At 67.5% G+C, this 15,168-nt stretch carries 17 protein-coding genes and 1 pseudogene; 7 read left to right on the top strand and 11 right to left on the bottom strand.

Annotation, left to right across the window (positions count from 1 at the left end; genetic code table 11):
* Position 1: 1 nt before the first annotated feature.
* Positions 2-469: a hypothetical protein gene (locus PGN37_RS26775; protein ID WP_335333982.1), complete on the bottom strand. Its 468-nt coding sequence runs from the start codon at positions 467-469 to the stop codon at positions 2-4.
* Entirely contained in the window at positions 466-1,203 is a 738-nt protein-coding gene (dapB, locus tag PGN37_RS26780) for a 4-hydroxy-tetrahydrodipicolinate reductase (RefSeq protein ID WP_335333983.1), read from the bottom strand. Before dapB ends, PGN37_RS26775 begins: the two co-directional genes overlap by 4 nt.
* 122 nt (positions 1,204-1,325) lie before the next feature.
* Between dapB and PGN37_RS26785 the strand changes: the two genes are divergently transcribed.
* Positions 1,326-2,696: an HNH endonuclease signature motif containing protein gene (locus tag PGN37_RS26785; RefSeq protein WP_335333984.1), complete on the top strand. Its 1,371-nt coding sequence runs from the start codon at positions 1,326-1,328 to the stop codon at positions 2,694-2,696.
* A gap of 22 nt (positions 2,697-2,718) precedes the next feature.
* A complete protein-coding gene (locus PGN37_RS26790) occupies positions 2,719-3,069 on the top strand; it encodes a hypothetical protein (protein ID WP_335333985.1) in 351 nt (116 codons plus the stop codon).
* Positions 3,070-3,072: 3 nt separating this feature from the next.
* Here the strand turns inward: PGN37_RS26790 and PGN37_RS26795 are convergent, their stop codons facing one another.
* Entirely contained in the window at positions 3,073-3,564 is a 492-nt protein-coding gene (locus PGN37_RS26795) for an Lrp/AsnC family transcriptional regulator (RefSeq protein ID WP_442933031.1), read from the bottom strand.
* Between the two features lie 126 nt (positions 3,565-3,690).
* On the opposite strand from PGN37_RS26795, the gene ald reads away from it, so the two are divergent.
* Positions 3,691-4,806, top strand: coding sequence for an alanine dehydrogenase (ald, locus tag PGN37_RS26800; protein WP_335333987.1), 1,116 nt, complete (start codon positions 3,691-3,693; stop codon positions 4,804-4,806).
* A 7-nt stretch (positions 4,807-4,813) separates the two neighbouring features.
* Here ald and PGN37_RS26805 read toward each other — a convergent pair whose 3' ends face one another.
* Complete coding sequence (locus PGN37_RS26805) at positions 4,814-5,182, bottom strand: YchJ family protein (RefSeq protein ID WP_335333988.1); 369 nt, start codon at positions 5,180-5,182, stop codon at positions 4,814-4,816.
* A 45-nt stretch (positions 5,183-5,227) separates the two neighbouring features.
* Between PGN37_RS26805 and PGN37_RS26810 the strand changes: the two genes are divergently transcribed.
* Positions 5,228-5,797, top strand: a complete 570-nt coding sequence (locus PGN37_RS26810) for a DUF4334 domain-containing protein (protein ID WP_335333989.1) — start codon at positions 5,228-5,230, stop codon at positions 5,795-5,797.
* Here PGN37_RS26810 and bla read toward each other — a convergent pair.
* The 6 genes from bla to PGN37_RS26840 form a co-directional block, all read right to left on the bottom strand.
* Positions 5,780-6,679 carry a class A beta-lactamase gene (gene bla / locus PGN37_RS26815; RefSeq protein WP_335333990.1) on the bottom strand — a complete coding sequence of 300 codons (900 nt, stop codon included), beginning with the start codon at positions 6,677-6,679 and terminating at the stop codon, positions 5,780-5,782. The genes PGN37_RS26810 and bla overlap by 18 nt on opposite strands.
* Positions 6,676-8,031: a M16 family metallopeptidase gene (locus PGN37_RS26820; protein WP_335333991.1), complete on the bottom strand. Its 1,356-nt coding sequence runs from the start codon at positions 8,029-8,031 to the stop codon at positions 6,676-6,678. The genes bla and PGN37_RS26820 overlap by 4 nt, the downstream gene beginning before the upstream one ends.
* Positions 8,009-10,276 (bottom strand): polyribonucleotide nucleotidyltransferase, encoded by a 2,268-nt coding sequence (locus tag PGN37_RS26825; RefSeq protein ID WP_335333992.1) that lies wholly within the window; start codon positions 10,274-10,276, stop codon positions 8,009-8,011. Before PGN37_RS26825 ends, PGN37_RS26820 begins: the two co-directional genes overlap by 23 nt.
* 277 nt (positions 10,277-10,553) lie before the next feature.
* Positions 10,554-11,369 (bottom strand): class I SAM-dependent methyltransferase, encoded by an 816-nt coding sequence (locus PGN37_RS26830; RefSeq protein ID WP_335333993.1) that lies wholly within the window; start codon positions 11,367-11,369, stop codon positions 10,554-10,556.
* Between the two features lie 18 nt (positions 11,370-11,387).
* Positions 11,388-11,657: a 30S ribosomal protein S15 gene (gene rpsO, locus PGN37_RS26835; RefSeq protein WP_060999682.1), complete on the bottom strand. Its 270-nt coding sequence runs from the start codon at positions 11,655-11,657 to the stop codon at positions 11,388-11,390.
* Positions 11,658-11,810: 153 nt separating this feature from the next.
* A complete protein-coding gene (locus tag PGN37_RS26840) occupies positions 11,811-12,785 on the bottom strand; it encodes a bifunctional riboflavin kinase/FAD synthetase (RefSeq protein WP_335333994.1) in 975 nt (324 codons plus the stop codon).
* Between the two features lie 93 nt (positions 12,786-12,878).
* Here PGN37_RS26840 and mntR point away from each other — a divergent pair, with 93 nt between their 5' ends.
* Both mntR and PGN37_RS26850 read left to right on the top strand, forming a co-directional pair.
* Positions 12,879-13,586 (top strand): manganese-binding transcriptional regulator MntR, encoded by a 708-nt coding sequence (gene mntR / locus PGN37_RS26845; RefSeq protein ID WP_335333995.1) that lies wholly within the window; start codon positions 12,879-12,881, stop codon positions 13,584-13,586.
* 21 nt (positions 13,587-13,607) lie between these two features.
* The gene (locus tag PGN37_RS26850; RefSeq protein ID WP_335333996.1) at positions 13,608-14,039 is read left to right on the top strand and encodes a type II toxin-antitoxin system Rv0910 family toxin; all 432 of its coding nucleotides are present in this window, start codon (positions 13,608-13,610) and stop codon (positions 14,037-14,039) included.
* A gap of 1 nt (position 14,040) precedes the next feature.
* On the opposite strand, the gene PGN37_RS26855 is transcribed toward PGN37_RS26850, so the two are convergent.
* Positions 14,041-14,919 carry a LysR substrate-binding domain-containing protein gene (locus tag PGN37_RS26855; RefSeq protein WP_335333997.1) on the bottom strand — a complete coding sequence of 293 codons (879 nt, stop codon included), beginning with the start codon at positions 14,917-14,919 and terminating at the stop codon, positions 14,041-14,043.
* 85 nt (positions 14,920-15,004) lie between these two features.
* On the opposite strand from PGN37_RS26855, the pseudogene PGN37_RS26860 reads away from it, so the two are divergent.
* A pseudogene (locus tag PGN37_RS26860) lies at positions 15,005-15,168 on the top strand (acetyl-CoA C-acyltransferase); the annotation flags it as partial.

The raw sequence follows: 15,168 nt of genomic DNA on the forward strand, positions 1-15,168 counted from the left end.
CTCACCGCGCCGTCTCCTCGATCTGCATCGCCTTCTTCATGGTCTCGCGGGCGCGGCTGCGGTCACCGGCGTAGTCGTAGGCGCGGGCCAACCGGTACCACCGCCGCCAATCGTCAGGCTCCGCTTCGACTTCCTCTCTGACAGAAGCGAACAACGCGTCGGCGGCGTCTCGCTGAATGCGGCCCGACGGCCGGCGGGGTAGGTCGCTGATGTCGAGTTCCATGCCCTGTTCGCGGGCGAGGCGCGCCAAGCGTTGATGCGCGAGGCCTGCACGCAGGGTGGCGATCAGCGCCCAGGCGCCGACGACGGGCAGGATCAGAATGGCGATGCCGAGTCCGATGGGGGCCACTTCGCCGGACTCGATCAGGATGATCGCGGCACGGCCGAGCAGCACGAAGTACACCACCAGCGCCACGCTCATGAAGCCGATGAGCAGCTGGGTGCGCAGCGCGCGTTTGCCCTCGTTCATGCCAGGTCGAGCAGCGGTTCCAGGCCGACGGTCAGGCCGGGGTGCTCGCGAATGTTCCGTACGGCGAGGAGTACGCCCGGGACGAAGCTGGTGCGGTCGATGCTGTCGTGCCGGATGGTGAGCGTCTCACCCTCAGTGCCGAAGAGGACTTCCTGGTGGGCAACGAGTCCGGCGAGGCGGATGGAATGCACAGGGACGCCGTCGACGTCGGCACCACGGGCGCCGTCGAGGCCTGTGCTGGTGGCATCGGGGTTGGGCGGCATACCTTTTCGCGCTTCGGCGATGAGTGCGGCGGTGCGCGCCGCGGTGCCCGACGGCGCGTCGGCCTTGTGGGGATGATGCAGTTCGATGACCTCGACGGACTCGAAGTACTTCGCGGCCTGCTGGGCGAAGTGCATCGAGAGCACGGCGCCGATGGCGAAATTCGGGGCAATCAGGACCGACGCGCCGGGCTTCTCGTCGAGCCAGGCGCGCACCTGGTCCAGGCGCTCGTCGGTGAACCCGGTGGTGCCGACGACCGCGTGAATCCCGTTGTCGATGAGGAACTTCAGGTTGTCCATGACGACGCTGGGGTGGGTGAAGTCGATGACGACCTCGGTGTCGGTGTCGGTGAGGGACGACAGTGAATCCCCCGCGTCAACGCCGGTAGTGAACGTGAGATCGTCAGCGGCCTCGACGCCCGCGACCATGGCGGCGCCGACCTTGCCCTTTGCACCCAAGACTCCGACTCGCATGCGCCCGAGCCTAACGTGTCGGCTGCACGCCCCTCGAACCTCACGAAACTCGTTGGCACCATGCGTCCCTGTAGTTACAAGCGGGAGCATTTTTGTCGGTGGATCGAACTAGTGTTCGATATGTGGATGTGGTGGCGGACGCGATGGGGGTGATGCGGGGTCAGTTGGCGATCCTGCGCGACGCCTCCGACGCTCTGTCGCATCGCGAGTTGGTGGCGTTGATGGCCGAGGTGACTACCTTTGTGCGGTCCGTGCCGGCATTGGAGCATCACATCCTGGCCCGGCTGACCACCGAGACGGAGCCGCGGCGGCTCGGGGAGGCGTCGTGGAAGAAGGTGTTGACCACCACCTTGCGGGTGTCGGAGTCGGACGCGAAACGCCGCCTGGCCGAGGCGTCCGCGTTGGGGCCGCGGCAGGCCATTTCTGGTGAGCCGTTGCCGCCGGTGTGGGAGGCCACCGCTAGTGCGCAGGCTTCTGGGGCGTTGGATGCCGACCACGTTGCGGTCATCGCAAAATTCCATGATGGGTTGCCGGTGTGGGTGGATGTCGACACCCGCGCCGCCGCCGACCGCCAACTCGCCTCCCTCGGCGCCGGACTCACCCCGGAAGATCTCAAGAAAGCCGCGGATCGGTTGGCGGCGATGATCGACCAAGACGGTCCCGAACCCACCGACGCTGACCGTGCGCGGCGCCGCGGCATTCAGTTGGGTGCCCAGCAGGCTGATGGGATGAGCCGGTTGACCGGGTGGCTCACCCCTGAAGCCCGCGCCCACTACGAAGCCATCCAAGCCAAGCTGGCGGCACCGGGGATGTGTAATCCCGACGACGAGCAGCCCTGTGTCGAGAGTGAGCCGTCGGAGGATCAGCGCCGCAGCGACACCCGTAGTGCGGCGCAGCGCAACCATGATGCGTGGCTTGCCGTCGGACGCATGGCCTTGTCCTCCGGGGAGTTGGGCTCCCACAACGGCTTACCCGTCACGGTCATCGTCTCGACCACCCTGCAAGAACTCGAGAAGGGGGCGGGGGTCGCGGTCGCCGGCGGCGGCAGCCTGTTGCCGATGGCCGATCTGATCCGCATGGCCGCCCATGCTCACCACTACTTGGCGGTGTTCGACCGCCACACCAACCAACCCCTGTATCTCGGCCGCAGCAAGCGCCTCGCCTCCCCGGCGCAGCGGATCATGCTGCACTCCTCGGCCCGCGGCTGCACCCGACCCGGCTGCAGCGTGCCCGGCTACTGGACCCAGGTCCACCACATCGACGACTGGAAGACCGGCGGCCCGACCGACATCACCAACCTCACCCTCGCCTGCGGGCCGGACAATCGGATGGTCGAGAAGACCGGCTGGACCACCCGCATCAACAGCAGGGGCCAGACAGAATGGGTCCCCCCACCCAACCTCGACACCGGAGGGCGCGGGACCACTCGGACAACCAACGGCTACCACCACCCCGAACGCCACCTCCTGCCCGAAGACGACCACGGACCGTAGCGGCGGGGTTACTGTCGACCGTATGAAGGTCGCCGTAGCCGCCGGCATCGTTGCCGTGGGGTCTGTCCTGGCTGCGCCGGCGAGCGCCGCACCGAACTACGGAAGCAACGGCGTCTTCGGCGTCACGACCCAACCGCGCGACGGATGGTCCACGTCCTTCATCCCGCCCGGCCACTACCGCGTCGATCAGTCGCCGAGCATGCAGCCCTACCAGAGCCCGCCGGGGTTCTGGTTCCGCTGTCGCGACTTCCCGTGCATCGGCGGCAACATCATCGGCACGGGGAACGCGTTGCGCGATGCCCCGACGTTCGTCGACATCCTGCCCACCGACGTCGCGATCTCTCTGCACAACGTCACCCTCACCCCCGCCTGACATCTACAGCGGCGAGGCGCCCCGCAAGTGCTCGAAGATCAACGACGTCTGCGTCCCCGCCACGTCGGCGTCGGCATTGAGGTTCTCCACCACGAACTTTCGGAGGTCGTCGGTATCGCGGGCCGCGACATGCAAGAGGAAGTCGTCGGCACCGGCGAGGAAGTAGACATCCATCACCTGGGGCTTGCGACGGATCTGGCCGATGAAATTGCGGATCTTTCCGCGGGCGTTGGCTTGCAAGCTCACCGAAATCATCGCTTGCAGCGTCAGCCCGATCGCGGCCGGATCGATGTCGGCGTAGAACCCCCGGATGACGCCGAGTTCGGTCAACCGACGCACCCGTCCGTGGCAGGTGGACGGCGCGATACCGACGAGGTCGGCCAGTGCGCTGTTGGGCAGCCGGGCGTCGGCGTGCAGGGCGGTCAGGATGCGGCGATCGACGTCGTCGATGACGGTCCGAACATCCTTCGACGAGGTCGGGGGCGACACGGACATTGCCGACGATTCTTCACTCACGGCTAGACTGTATCGAATCTTCGTCATAAATATTGTGCTCATATCGAGCTTTCTTCACACTTGAGGCATCTCTGCCACAGTTTCCCCGATTTTCAGGAGTCGAAAATGCGTGTCGGTGTGCCGACCGAGATCAAGAACAACGAGTACCGGGTCGCGATCACGCCCGCCGGCGTGGCCGAACTGACCCAGCGTGGGCACGACGTGCTCGTCCAGGCGGGCGCCGGCGAAGGCTCGGCGATCACCGATGGCGATTTCAAGGCCGCTGGCGCACAGATCGTCGCCGACGCCGACACGGTGTGGGGCGAGGCGGAACTGCTGCTCAAGGTGAAGGAACCCATCGAACCGGAGTACGCGAAGATGCGGGCCGGTCAGACCTTGTTCACCTACCTGCACCTGGCCGCCTCTAAGCCGTGCACCGACGCGCTTCTGGCATCGAAGACCACCTCCATCGCGTACGAGACCGTGCAGACCGCGGACGGGGCGCTCCCGCTGCTCGCCCCGATGAGTGAGGTCGCTGGTCGACTCTCGGCACAGGTCGGCGCCTACCACCTGATGCGCACCCAGGGCGGGCGCGGCGTTCTGATGGGCGGCGTCCCCGGTGTGGCACCGGCCAAGGTCGTCGTGATCGGCGGCGGCATGGCCGGCGACAACGCCGCTGCCGTGGCCTGGGGCATGGGCGCCCACGTGACGGTGTTCGACCTGAACATCAACACCCTGCGCAAGATCGACGCCGAGTACGGCGGCGCCATCGAGACCCGGTACTCCTCGAGCCTCGATCTCGAAGCTGCGGTCACGGAAGCCGACCTGGTGATCGGGGCGGTCCTGATCCCGGGCGCGAAGGCCCCCAAGCTCGTCACCAATTCGACCGTCGCAGCGATGAAGTCGGGCGCAGTGCTGGTCGACATCGCGATCGATCAGGGTGGCTGCTTCGAGGATTCCCGGCCGACCACCCACGACGATCCCACGTTCGCCGTGCACGACACGGTGTTCTACTGCGTGGCCAACATGCCCGGCGCGGTGCCGCGCACGTCGACCTACGCGCTCACCAACGCGACCATGCCGTACGTCCTGAAGCTCGCGGGCAAGGGCTGGCGCGACGCGTGCCGCACCGACGCGGCGCTCGCCAAGGGGCTCTCCACCCACGACGGCGCGCTGCTCTCCGAGCAGGTGGCCAACGACCTCGGGCTGCCGTTCACCGATCCGGCCGGCCTGCTGGCCTGACGCTCCCTCAGAACACCTCCCCGTCCACGTAGAACCAGCGACGGGCTCTCACAGCGAACCGGGACCGCTCATGCAGCGTCCCGGTTCGTTGGCTTTCGGGGTCCGTGAACGTCGCCCTGAATTCCACGACATCTGCGTGCACGTCAAGGATGTCGAGCCGCATCCACCGCACCGCGGGGTCGATCGCCACCTGTTCGGGACGTGTCCGCGGGTGCCACGTGCGCCACAGGTAGTCGGCATCGCCGACGGCGAACGCCGTGTAGCGCGAGCGCATCAACTCCTCGGCCGTCTCCGCCTGCCGCTCCCCTCGCAGCAGAGGCAGGCAACACTGCTCTGCAGCCACATCGCGGCCACACTGGCAGAGGGCATCCGACATGCCTGCAGTCTGCCCCATTTGACAGGTGTCAAGTACACTGCGGGCATGTCTGTGTCGACCGACCTGCTGACCGATGTCCTTCCGAGCGCCCCGACCACGACGGCTGATGCGTTGGCGCTTTTCGACTCGCTGCCTGCTGTCGAGACCGAGTTCATGCTCGGCACCTGGCACGGCGCCGAAGTCCCGACCGGCCACCCCCTCGACGGCATGCTCGAGTCCAGCGGCTGGTGGGGCAAGCAGTACACCGACAGCGAGACAGTGCACCCGCTGCTGTTTCCCACTCGCGACAGCTCAGGGCTGTGGCCGCTGAACCCGCTGCCCGCGTTCGCGGGGCTCGGTATCGCCACCAAGATCCCGGCGCTCAAGCAGCGCAACCTCTCCGGTGTCATCGCCGCGCTGCGGCCGGTCCTCGCGGCACGCGGCCCCAAGGCGCGGCTGCGGACGACCCGCTACCGCGGCGTGGACACCGCGACCATGATCTACGACCAGCTGCCCATCAACGACGTGTTCCGTCGCCTCGGCGAACAGACCGTCCTCGGTGCCATGGATCTGCGGGGCATCCGGAGGCCGTACTTCTTCGTGCTGCACCGCGACAATTCACGACGGCTGGGATAGCTCCGGCGCAACCGCGGCGGCGATCTCGGCGATCAGCGGCCGCAAGCTGTCGGCGTCGGGATCATCGGTGGTCGAGCAGGTCATGATCGACAGCAGCCACCTCTGCCCCTGCGGGCCGTACGCGATGCCGACGTCGTTGGTGGTTCCGTATCCCCCGCTGCCCGTCTTGTCCGCGGTCGACCACCCGCCCGGTAACCCGGCACGCATGCTTGACGTCTGATTGGCCCGCATCCAGTCCTCGAGCATCTGGCGGTGCGCCGCGTCGAGGACGTCACCGGTCAGCATCGTCCGGTAGCCGACACCCAGTGCGCGAGGCGTGCTGGTGTCGCGCGGATCGCCGGGTATTGCGGTGTTGAGCTCGGTCTCCCACCGGTCCAGCCGCGTGCGATCGTCGCCGACGCTGCGGGCGAAGTCGGTGATCGCCGGCGGTCCGCCCAGGGTGCGCAGCAGCAGATTTCCCGCGGCGTTGTCGCTCTGCTGCAGCGCCGCCTGGCACAGTTCCGCCAGCGTCATCGTCGTCCCCACCCGCGGCTCGGTCACCGGCGAATGGGAACGAATGTCGCTGCGCTGCACGGCAATCGCGTCGTTCAGCGTCAGCCGGCCCTGCTGAGCACGCTGCAGCACCGCCCCTGAGGCATAGGCCTTGAACGTCGAGCACATCGCGAACGTGTCGTCGGCGCCGACCTCGACACTGCGATCCGACCCGAGATCCGCGGCATACACCCCGATCCGGGCCTTGTGTCGACTCGCCAGTACCGCGAGCCGATCGCCGATCGGTGGCAGCGGCTCGGCGGGATCGGCCAGCACGGTTGATCGCGAACACGCGACCAGACCGGCCAGTGTCAGCCCGCCGACGAGGAGCCCGCGCCGCGAAACGGTCATCCGGCGATCGTCTGCAACGGTCGCGGCAACGACCGGCGTCCCCGCACCGGCCCCAACACGGCTGCCCCGAACGGACGGGTGAGGAGCTCTCGCGCAACGGCATTCACGTCGTCGAGGGTGACCTCGTCGATGCGGGCCAAGGTCTCGGCGATGGTGCGGTGCTGACCGTAGTTCAGCTCGCTGCGTCCCAGCCGATTCATCCGCGAGCCCGAATCTTCCAGTCCCAGAACCAGACCCCCACGCATCGAGCCTTTGGCGATCCGGCACTCGTCGGCGGTGATGCCATCCCGTGCGACCTCGGCAAGCACGTCGGTGGTCACGCGCACCACTTCGTCGAACCTCTCGGGCAGGCAGCCCGCGTAGATCGACAGCGCACCGCTGTCGGCGAAGGTGTCCACCGTCGAATACACCGAGTACGCCAGGCCGCGGGTCTCCCGAATCTGCTGGAACAGTCGGGAACTCAGACCGCCGCCGAGTGCGGTGTTCAGCACCGACAATGCCCAGCGCTGGTCCCAGTGCCGACCCGGTGTCCGTACGCCCAGGGACAGGTGGGTCTGTTCGGCGTCGCGTTTGACGACCTGCAGCGTCGGCTGTCCGCTCACCCGTCCCGCGCCCTTGCGGGGCGGAATGGGCGTTCGGCCGCGCACCAGCCGGTCGCCGAAATGCGCACGCACCAGCGCGACGACCTCGCGGTGGTCGATGTTGCCGGCCACTGCCACCACCATGCGATCAGGGGTGTAGCGGCGCAGATGGAAGGAGTGCAGCTGTGCGCGCGTCATCGTCGAGATCGACTCCACGCTGCCGATCACCGGCCGCCCCACCGGGTGATCGCCGAACATCGCCGACAGGAACACGTCGCCCAGGGTGTCCTCGGGATCGTCGTCGCGCATCGCGATCTCCTCGAGCACGACGTCGCGTTCGACCTCGACGTCGGAGGCAAAGCACTGCCCCCGCAACACGACGTCGGCCACCAGATCGACGGCCAACGCGAGATCGGTGTCGAGCACGTGGGCGTAGTAGCAGGTGTGCTCGCGTGAGGTGAACGCGTTCAGTTCACCTCCGACGGCATCGACGGACTGCGCGATCTGCACGGCGGTGCGGGTCGGAGTCGCCTTGAACAGGAGGTGTTCGAGGAAGTGCGCGGCACCGGCCACAGTGCGGCCCTCGTCGCGCGATCCGACATTGACCCACACCCCGACCGACGCCGAGTGCACGTGCGGAATGTGCTCGGTGACCACACGCAAGCCACCGGGCAGATCCGTGCGGCGGATCGCCGTCGACTTCTCGACCGCGTCCCCGCCTCCGCGCACTCGGCGCAGTGCTGCCGCGCTAGCTGCTGGCGGTCGCGGCATCGGCGGGTGCGGGCGCTTCCGTACCGGCGGCTTCGGTCGTCTGCTCGGCGGCTTCTTCAGCGACGAGCACCAGCGAGATCTTGCCGCGGTTGTCGATGTCGGCGATCTCCACGCGGAGCTTGTCGCCGACCTTGACGACGTCCTCGACCTTGTTGATGCGCTTGCCGCGGCCGAGCTTGCTGATGTGGACCAGCCCGTCACGACCCGGCAGCAGCGACACGAAGGCACCGAAATCGGTTGTCTTGACGACAGTTCCGAGGAACCGCTCGCCGATCTTGGGCAGCTGCGGGTTGGCGATGGCGTTGATCTTGTCGATCGCCGCCTGCGCCGCCTCGCCGTTGGACGCGCCCACGAACACCGTGCCGTCGTCCTCGATGGAGATCGACGCGCCGGTCTCCTCGGTGATCGAGTTGATCATCTTGCCCTTGGGCCCGATGACCTCGCCGATCTTGTCGACGGGCACCTTGATCGTGGTGATCCGCGGGGCGTAGGGGCTCATCTCGTCGGGAGCGTCGATGGCCTCGGCCATCACCTCGAGAATCGTGATGCGGGCGTCCTTGGCCTGCGCCAGGGCACCGGCCAGCACCTGCGACGGGATGCCGTCGAGCTTGGTGTCGAGCTGCAGGGCAGTGACGAAGTCCTTGGTGCCTGCGCACTTGAAGTCCATGTCGCCGAAAGCGTCTTCGGCGCCGAGGATGTCGGTGAGCGTGACGAAGCGGCGTTCGGTCTTGCCGTCGACCTCGACGTCATCGGACACCAGACCCATCGCGATACCCGCGACCGGCGCCTTCAGCGGCACACCGGCGTTGAGCAGCGACAGGGTCGAGGCGCACACCGAGCCCATCGACGTCGAGCCGTTGGAGCCCAACGCTTCCGAGACCTGACGGATCGCGTACGGGAACTCCTCGACGCTCGGCAGCACCGGCACCAGCGCACGCTCGGCGAGCGCACCGTGGCCGATCTCGCGCCGCTTCGGCGAGCCGACGCGACCGGTCTCACCGGTCGAGAACGGCGGGAAGTTGTAGTGGTGCATGTAGCGCTTGGAGGTCTCGGGCCCCAGCGAGTCGATCTGCTGGGCCATTTTGACCATGTCGAGGGTGGTGACACCCATGATCTGGGTCTCGCCACGCTCGAACAGCGCGCTGCCGTGGGCCCGCGGGATCACAGCGACCTCGGCGGACAGGGCGCGGATGTCGGTGACACCGCGGCCGTCGATGCGGAAGTGATCGGTCAGGATGCGCTGGCGCACAAGCTTTTTGGTCAGCGAGCGGAACGCGGCCCCGATTTCCTTCTCGCGGCCGGTGTACTGCTCGGCCAGCCGCTGCAGGACCTCGACCTTGATCTCGTCGGTGCGGTCGTTGCGCTCGTTCTTTCCGGCGATGGTCAGCGCCTCGCTCAGTGCGTCGGTGGCCACCGAGGCGACCGAGTAGTAGACGTCGTCGCCGTACTCGGGGAACAGCGGGTACTCGGCGGTCTCCTTGCCGGCCGAACCAGCCAGTTCGGCCTGGGCGTCGCACAGCGCAGCGATGAACGGCTTGGCCGCCTCGAGGCCCTCGGCCACGACGGTCTCGGTCGGCGCGCCCGCGCCACCGTCGATCAGGGAGATGACGTTCTCGGTCGCTTCGGCTTCGACCATCATGATCGCGACGTCATTCTCGACCTTGCGACCGGCGACCACCATGTCGAACACAGCGCGCTCGAGCTGCTCGACGGTCGGGAACGCGACCCACTGACCGTCGATGAGAGCGACGCGCACGCCGCCGACCGGGCCGGAGAACGGCAGGCCGGAGATCTGCGTCGACGCCGAGGCGGCGTTGATCGCGAGGACGTCGTAGAGGTCCTTCGGATCGAGCGAGAGCACGGTGACGACGACCTGGATCTCGTTGCGCAGACCGCTGACGAACGACGGGCGCAGCGGCCGGTCGATCAGGCGGCAGGTCAGGATCGCGTCGGTCGAGGGGCGGCCCTCGCGGCGGAAGAACGAGCCGGGGATGCGGCCCGCGGCGTACATCCGCTCCTCGACGTCGATGGTGAGCGGGAAGAAGTCGAAGTGCTCCTTGGGCGCCTTGCTGGCGGTGGTGGCACTGAGCAGCATGGTTTCGTCGTCGAGGTAGGCGACGACGGCGCCGGCGGCCTGCTGGGCCAGCCGACCGGTCTCGAAACGGATGGTGCGGGTGCCGAAGCTCCCGTTGTCGATCACGGCGGTGGATTCGAACACGCCGTCTTCAATTTCAACTACAGACATGGACGTCCGTAAGGCCTCTCTGGGTCAATTCACTGTTTCGCGTCGTCACAGCGCGTCAACCACCGCGTTCGATGCGGCTACGGCCATCGATCGAAGCTGCCGGCATTCGTATCCGGCAGCCACTACCGAAGACCGCGCGATCGAGCGGGTCGGCGAAGCGACGTGCGGGAACGGCACTCGCGGGTCTGCGACGACCGCACCCAGCGCCCGGCTCGAGAAAACTGGAGCCGAACCAGGCCATCGTACTCTGCGGCCCGGGCCCGGAGGAAAACGGCGGTCAGGCGCGTCGGCCCCAACCGCCGACGATCGTCGGCATCGTCCAGACCGCGCCACGGTCGGCGATCGCTGCGACGAGACGCTCGTCCAGCGTCGAGATGTCCAACTCCTCGGCGGTCACGACACCGGAGGCGACGATCGCGTCTTCGAGGGCCCGCACCACGTCGACGACATAGCCGGCCGCCTCACGGGCCTGCGGCGGGAAGTACACCTGCAGACCCAGCGTGCCGACGTCGGTGTATCCGGCCTGGTCGAACAGGACGGGGAACCGCATGCCGACCGTCGGATCGGCGTGGGCATGACCGAATCCCGCCTGTATCCAAGCACCTACCCGAGTGAAGAGGTCGACCTCCGGCACCGCGCGGGAGCCGGTCATGTCGTAGTCGACGGCGACGAAGACCCCCTCGGGGCGCAGGTTGCGCTGATGGTGGGCCAGCACGTCGACGGCGTCGGGCAGGTGCATCAGGAGCAGCCGGCAGACAACGGCGTCGAACGGTTCGTCGCTGACGAAGGTGCGCGCGTCCCCCTGGGCGAACTCGACGTTGTCGAAGCCGATCCGGTCTCTGCGCGCCTCGGCGACGGCGAGCTGCGCAGGATCCTGTTCCAGTCCCAGTACCGATCCCTCGCCGCCGACGATGTCGGCGACGAGGAACGACACATCACCTGGGCCGCTGCCCAGATCCAGCACACGCATGCCGGCTTCGAGCCCGCCGCGCCGGAAGAGCACGTCGGTCGGTTCGGCGATGATCGCGGCCTGACCCTGCAAGCGTTCGATCTCGGCGTCGTCGCTTCCGAGGACGTAATCGGGTGTCGCCACCCGCATGACGTTAGCGCGTCAGCGACGCAGGCCGAGACGCTCGATCAGCGAGCGGTAGCGCGCGACGTCGACCTGGGCGACGTACTTGAGCAGCCGGCGGCGGCGACCGACGAGCAGCAGCAGGCCGCGGCGCGAGTGGTGATCGTGCTTGTGCTGCTTGAGGTGTTCGGTGAGATCCGAGATCCGCTTGGTCAGCAGAGCAACCTGGGCTTCCGGCGACCCCGTGTCGGTGTCGTGCAGGCCGTACTGGCCCAGGATTTCTTTCTTCTGTTCGGCAGTGAGCGCCACGAAACAACTCCATCGATTCGGTCCGCGAGTGAGAATCTAGGGCGCGGCCACCGCGAACTGCAGCGCGCGCCAGGTCGGCGAGGAGTCTAACAGCGCCGGCGACTCCGCCCAATTCGCGCAGCGCAGGGCCCCGTTGGTGCAGCGCGGGTCAGCTCAGCGCGCGGACAGGATCGTGCGCGCGCGGTCGGTGTCGGCGTTCATGGCGGTGATCAGCTCATCCACCGAGTTGAACTTCTCCTGACCCCGCAGCCGCGCGACGAAGTCGACGGCGACGTGCTGGCCGTAGAGATCCGCACTGGTGTCGAGAACGTAGGCCTCGACGGTGCGGGTGCGCCCGGAGAACGTGGGGTTGGTGCCCACCGACACCGCCGCCTGATAGCGCTCCCCCGGTGTCACCGTGCCGACGATCGGTCCGTGGCCTAGCACCGTGAACCACGCGGCGTACACGCCGTCGGCGGGGATGGCCGCATACATCGGCGGGGCGACGTTGGCTGTCGGGAAGCCGAGCCCCCGGCCCCGGCCGTCGCCGCGCACCACCACACCTTCGACGCGGTGCGGGCGGCCCAGCGCTTCGGCGGCGGCCACCATGTCGCCCGCGTCGACGCAGGACCGGATGTAGGTCGAGGAGAAGGTGACGGTCTCGTCGCGGTGATGTTCGGCGACCAGGCTCAGCGAATCCACTGCGAATCCGAACCGCTCACCGGCTTTGCGCAGGAGCTCGACGTTGCCTGCAGCCTTCTTGCCGAACGTGAAGTTCTCCCCCACCACGACCTCGACCACGTGGAGCCGTTCGACGAGCAGTTCGTGGATGTAGCGCTCGGGCGTGAGCTTCATGAAGTCGGCGGTGAACGGCACGACGAGGAACACGTCGATACCCATCTCCTCGACGAGTTCGGCACGCCGGGTCAGCGTCGTGAGCTGGGCGGGGTGGCTGCCGGGGAACACGACCTCCATCGGGTGCGGGTCGAAGGTCATCAACACCGTGGGCACACCACGGGCGCGGCCGGCCTTGACCGCGCCGTTGATCAACTCCTGGTGACCACGATGGACGCCGTCGAACACCCCGATGGTGACGACGCATCGGCCCCAATCGGTGGGGATGTCGTCTTGACCCCGCCAGCGCTGCACGCCGCAAGCCTACGACGTGCCGGCAACGCAAGCTCGAACAGTGGCGAAGCGACAGCACCGGATCACGTGTTGTTTGCCTAAACTCTTGGACTTATGAGTCCTGACGCCAAACCACCGGAGTTGACCACGGTGGCCCAGGACTATCTGAAGACCATCTGGACAGCCCAGGAGTGGTCCCCGGAGAAGGTCAGCACCAAGCTGCTCGCCGAACGCATCGGCGTCTCGGCGAGCACCGCATCGGAATCGATCCGAAAGCTCGCCGACCAGGGCCTGGTCGATCACGAGAAGTACGGCGCGGTGACGCTCACCGACGCGGGGCGCCGCGCGGCGCTGGCCATGGTGCGCCGCCATCGGTTGATGGAGACGTTCCTGGTGCGCGAACTCGGCTACGGCTGGGACGAGGTGCACGACGAGGCCGAGGTGCTCGAGCACGCCGTGTCCGACCGGATGCTGGACCGCATCGACGCCAAGCTGGGCTACCCGACGCGAGACCCGCACGGCGACCCGATTCCCGCCGCGGACGGTCGCGTGCCGACCCCGCCTGCCCGTCAGCTCTCGGCGTGCCAGAACGGAGAGGCGGGCACGGTCGCCCGGATTTCCGACGCCGACCCGGAGATGCTGCGCTACTTCGACTCTGTGGGCATCAGCCTGGATTCACGCGTCCGGGTGGTCGCTCGTCGCGATTTCGCCGGAATGATCTCGGTCGCCGTGCACAATGCTCACGACGTCGACGGACCGGATGAGATGACCGTCGACTTGGGAAGCCCGGCCGCGGACGCGATCTGGGTGGTCGCACAGTAGCTACATAGGAGCGCACACGAGATGGCCAAACTCGAACTGTCCCGGTCGTTGCCGATGTCGGCAGGGGATGCCTGGGAGCACGTGTCCGATCTGTCCACACTCGGTGACTGGATGGTCCTGCATCAGGGCTGGCGTTCGGATCTGCCTGACGAGCTGGCCGTCGGCACGACGATCGTGGGGGTCGCCGGGGCGAAGGGCATGCGCAACCGGGTGACGTGGACCATCCGCGAGTTCGATCCGCCGAAGACGCTGGCGATCAGCGGCGAGGGCGTGGGCGGAACCCGGTACAAGCTCTCGATGAACGTGGCCGACACCAAGGACGGGTGCGCGTTCACCCTCCGGATGGATCTGGGGGGCGCGCCTCTGTTCGGACCGATCGGCGCCGCGGCGTCGCGCGCGGTCAAGGGCGACCTGGACGCGTCGATCAAGAAGTTCGAGAAGCTCTACTCGTGATTCACACGATCGTGCGCAGCACGCGAACCACGTTGGCGACCAAGGGGTCCGGACCGGGACTGCGGTAGGCGGCGACCAGATCGATGAACGCCGGGTCGACCAGCGGGAGGTAACACACCCCGGCCAGGTCGAGCCCCGACGTCGGCTCCGGCACGATCGCCACCCCCAGGCCCGCGGCCACCAGCGTCACCAACGTCGAGGTCTCCTCCGCCTCGTGGCGGACCATCGGCACGAATCCCGCTGCGGCACACAGTGCTGTCAGCTCAGCCTGCATGCGCGAGCGACCCTGCCCGGCGTGGCTGATGAACTCCTCGTCTGCGAGATCGGCGACATCGATCGACTCACGTCCGGCCAACCGGTGGTCGGTGGGCAGCGCCACCAGCAGTCGCTCGCGGCGGAGGGCCTCGACCGCGACGTCGGGATGGCGCACCGGCGGCCGCAGCAGGCCCAGGTCGATCTCCCCGGCACGCAGGGCGTCGACCTGCGCCGGGGCCAGCATCTCGCCCTGGACGTTGACGTCTACGTCGGGCAGCATGCGCCGTAGCTCACGAACCAGTGCCGGCAGCAGCGAGTAGGTGGCCGACCCGACGCACCCGATCATCAGCCGGCCCTCGACACCCTGTTCCGTACGGCGGGCCTGCTCGCCGGCTGCGTCGACGGCGTCGAGGATCTCGACGACCCGGCTGAGGTAGACCCGCCCGGCCGCGGTCAGCTCGACACTGCGCGTGGAACGGTTCAGCAGGGTCACCTGCAGCTCACGCTCCAGTTGGCGGATCTGCTGGGACAGCGGCGGCTGCGCGATGTGCAGCCGCTCGGCCGCGCGGCCGAAGTGCAGTTCCTCGGCGACGGCTCGAAAATAGCGCAGATGCCGCAGCTCCATCAGGACTCCTTTGATATTTGCAGAATATCAATAACAGTTATTTGAGTACTTCAGAATATCGTTTGGGGAACCTACCGTGGCAGACATGGACGTCGTCATCTGCTCCCCCCTCCGCACACCGGTCGGTCGGATGGGCGGCGCGCTGTCGACGAGAACCGCCGCCGACCTGGCCACCGCCACGCTGCGCGCCCTCGCGGATTGCACCGGCCTGGGCGAGGGCGACGTCGACGACGTGGTCCTCGGGCACGG

The sequence above is a fragment of the Mycobacterium kyogaense genome, from assembly GCF_036946525.1.
Taxonomy (GTDB): domain Bacteria; phylum Actinomycetota; class Actinomycetes; order Mycobacteriales; family Mycobacteriaceae; genus Mycobacterium; species Mycobacterium kyogaense_A.

Coding starts and splice junctions, on each gene's coding strand:
- PGN37_RS26775 (WP_335333982.1), bottom strand. CDS start 469: ATGAACGAGGGCAAACGCGCGCTGCGCACCCAGCTGCTCATCGGCTTC.
- dapB (WP_335333983.1), bottom strand. CDS start 1,203: ATGCGAGTCGGAGTCTTGGGTGCAAAGGGCAAGGTCGGCGCCGCCATG.
- PGN37_RS26790 (WP_335333985.1), top strand. CDS start 2,719: ATGAAGGTCGCCGTAGCCGCCGGCATCGTTGCCGTGGGGTCTGTCCTG.
- PGN37_RS26795 (WP_442933031.1), bottom strand. CDS start 3,564: ATGTCCGTGTCGCCCCCGACCTCGTCGAAGGATGTTCGGACCGTCATC.
- ald (WP_335333987.1), top strand. CDS start 3,691: ATGCGTGTCGGTGTGCCGACCGAGATCAAGAACAACGAGTACCGGGTC.
- PGN37_RS26805 (WP_335333988.1), bottom strand. CDS start 5,182: ATGTCGGATGCCCTCTGCCAGTGTGGCCGCGATGTGGCTGCAGAGCAG.
- PGN37_RS26810 (WP_335333989.1), top strand. CDS start 5,228: ATGTCTGTGTCGACCGACCTGCTGACCGATGTCCTTCCGAGCGCCCCG.
- bla (WP_335333990.1), bottom strand. CDS start 6,679: ATGACCGTTTCGCGGCGCGGGCTCCTCGTCGGCGGGCTGACACTGGCC.
- PGN37_RS26820 (WP_335333991.1), bottom strand. CDS start 8,031: ATGCCGCGACCGCCAGCAGCTAGCGCGGCAGCACTGCGCCGAGTGCGC.
- PGN37_RS26825 (WP_335333992.1), bottom strand. CDS start 10,276: ATGTCTGTAGTTGAAATTGAAGACGGCGTGTTCGAATCCACCGCCGTG.
- mntR (WP_335333995.1), top strand. CDS start 12,879: ATGAGTCCTGACGCCAAACCACCGGAGTTGACCACGGTGGCCCAGGAC.
- PGN37_RS26850 (WP_335333996.1), top strand. CDS start 13,608: ATGGCCAAACTCGAACTGTCCCGGTCGTTGCCGATGTCGGCAGGGGAT.
- PGN37_RS26855 (WP_335333997.1), bottom strand. CDS start 14,919: ATGGAGCTGCGGCATCTGCGCTATTTTCGAGCCGTCGCCGAGGAACTG.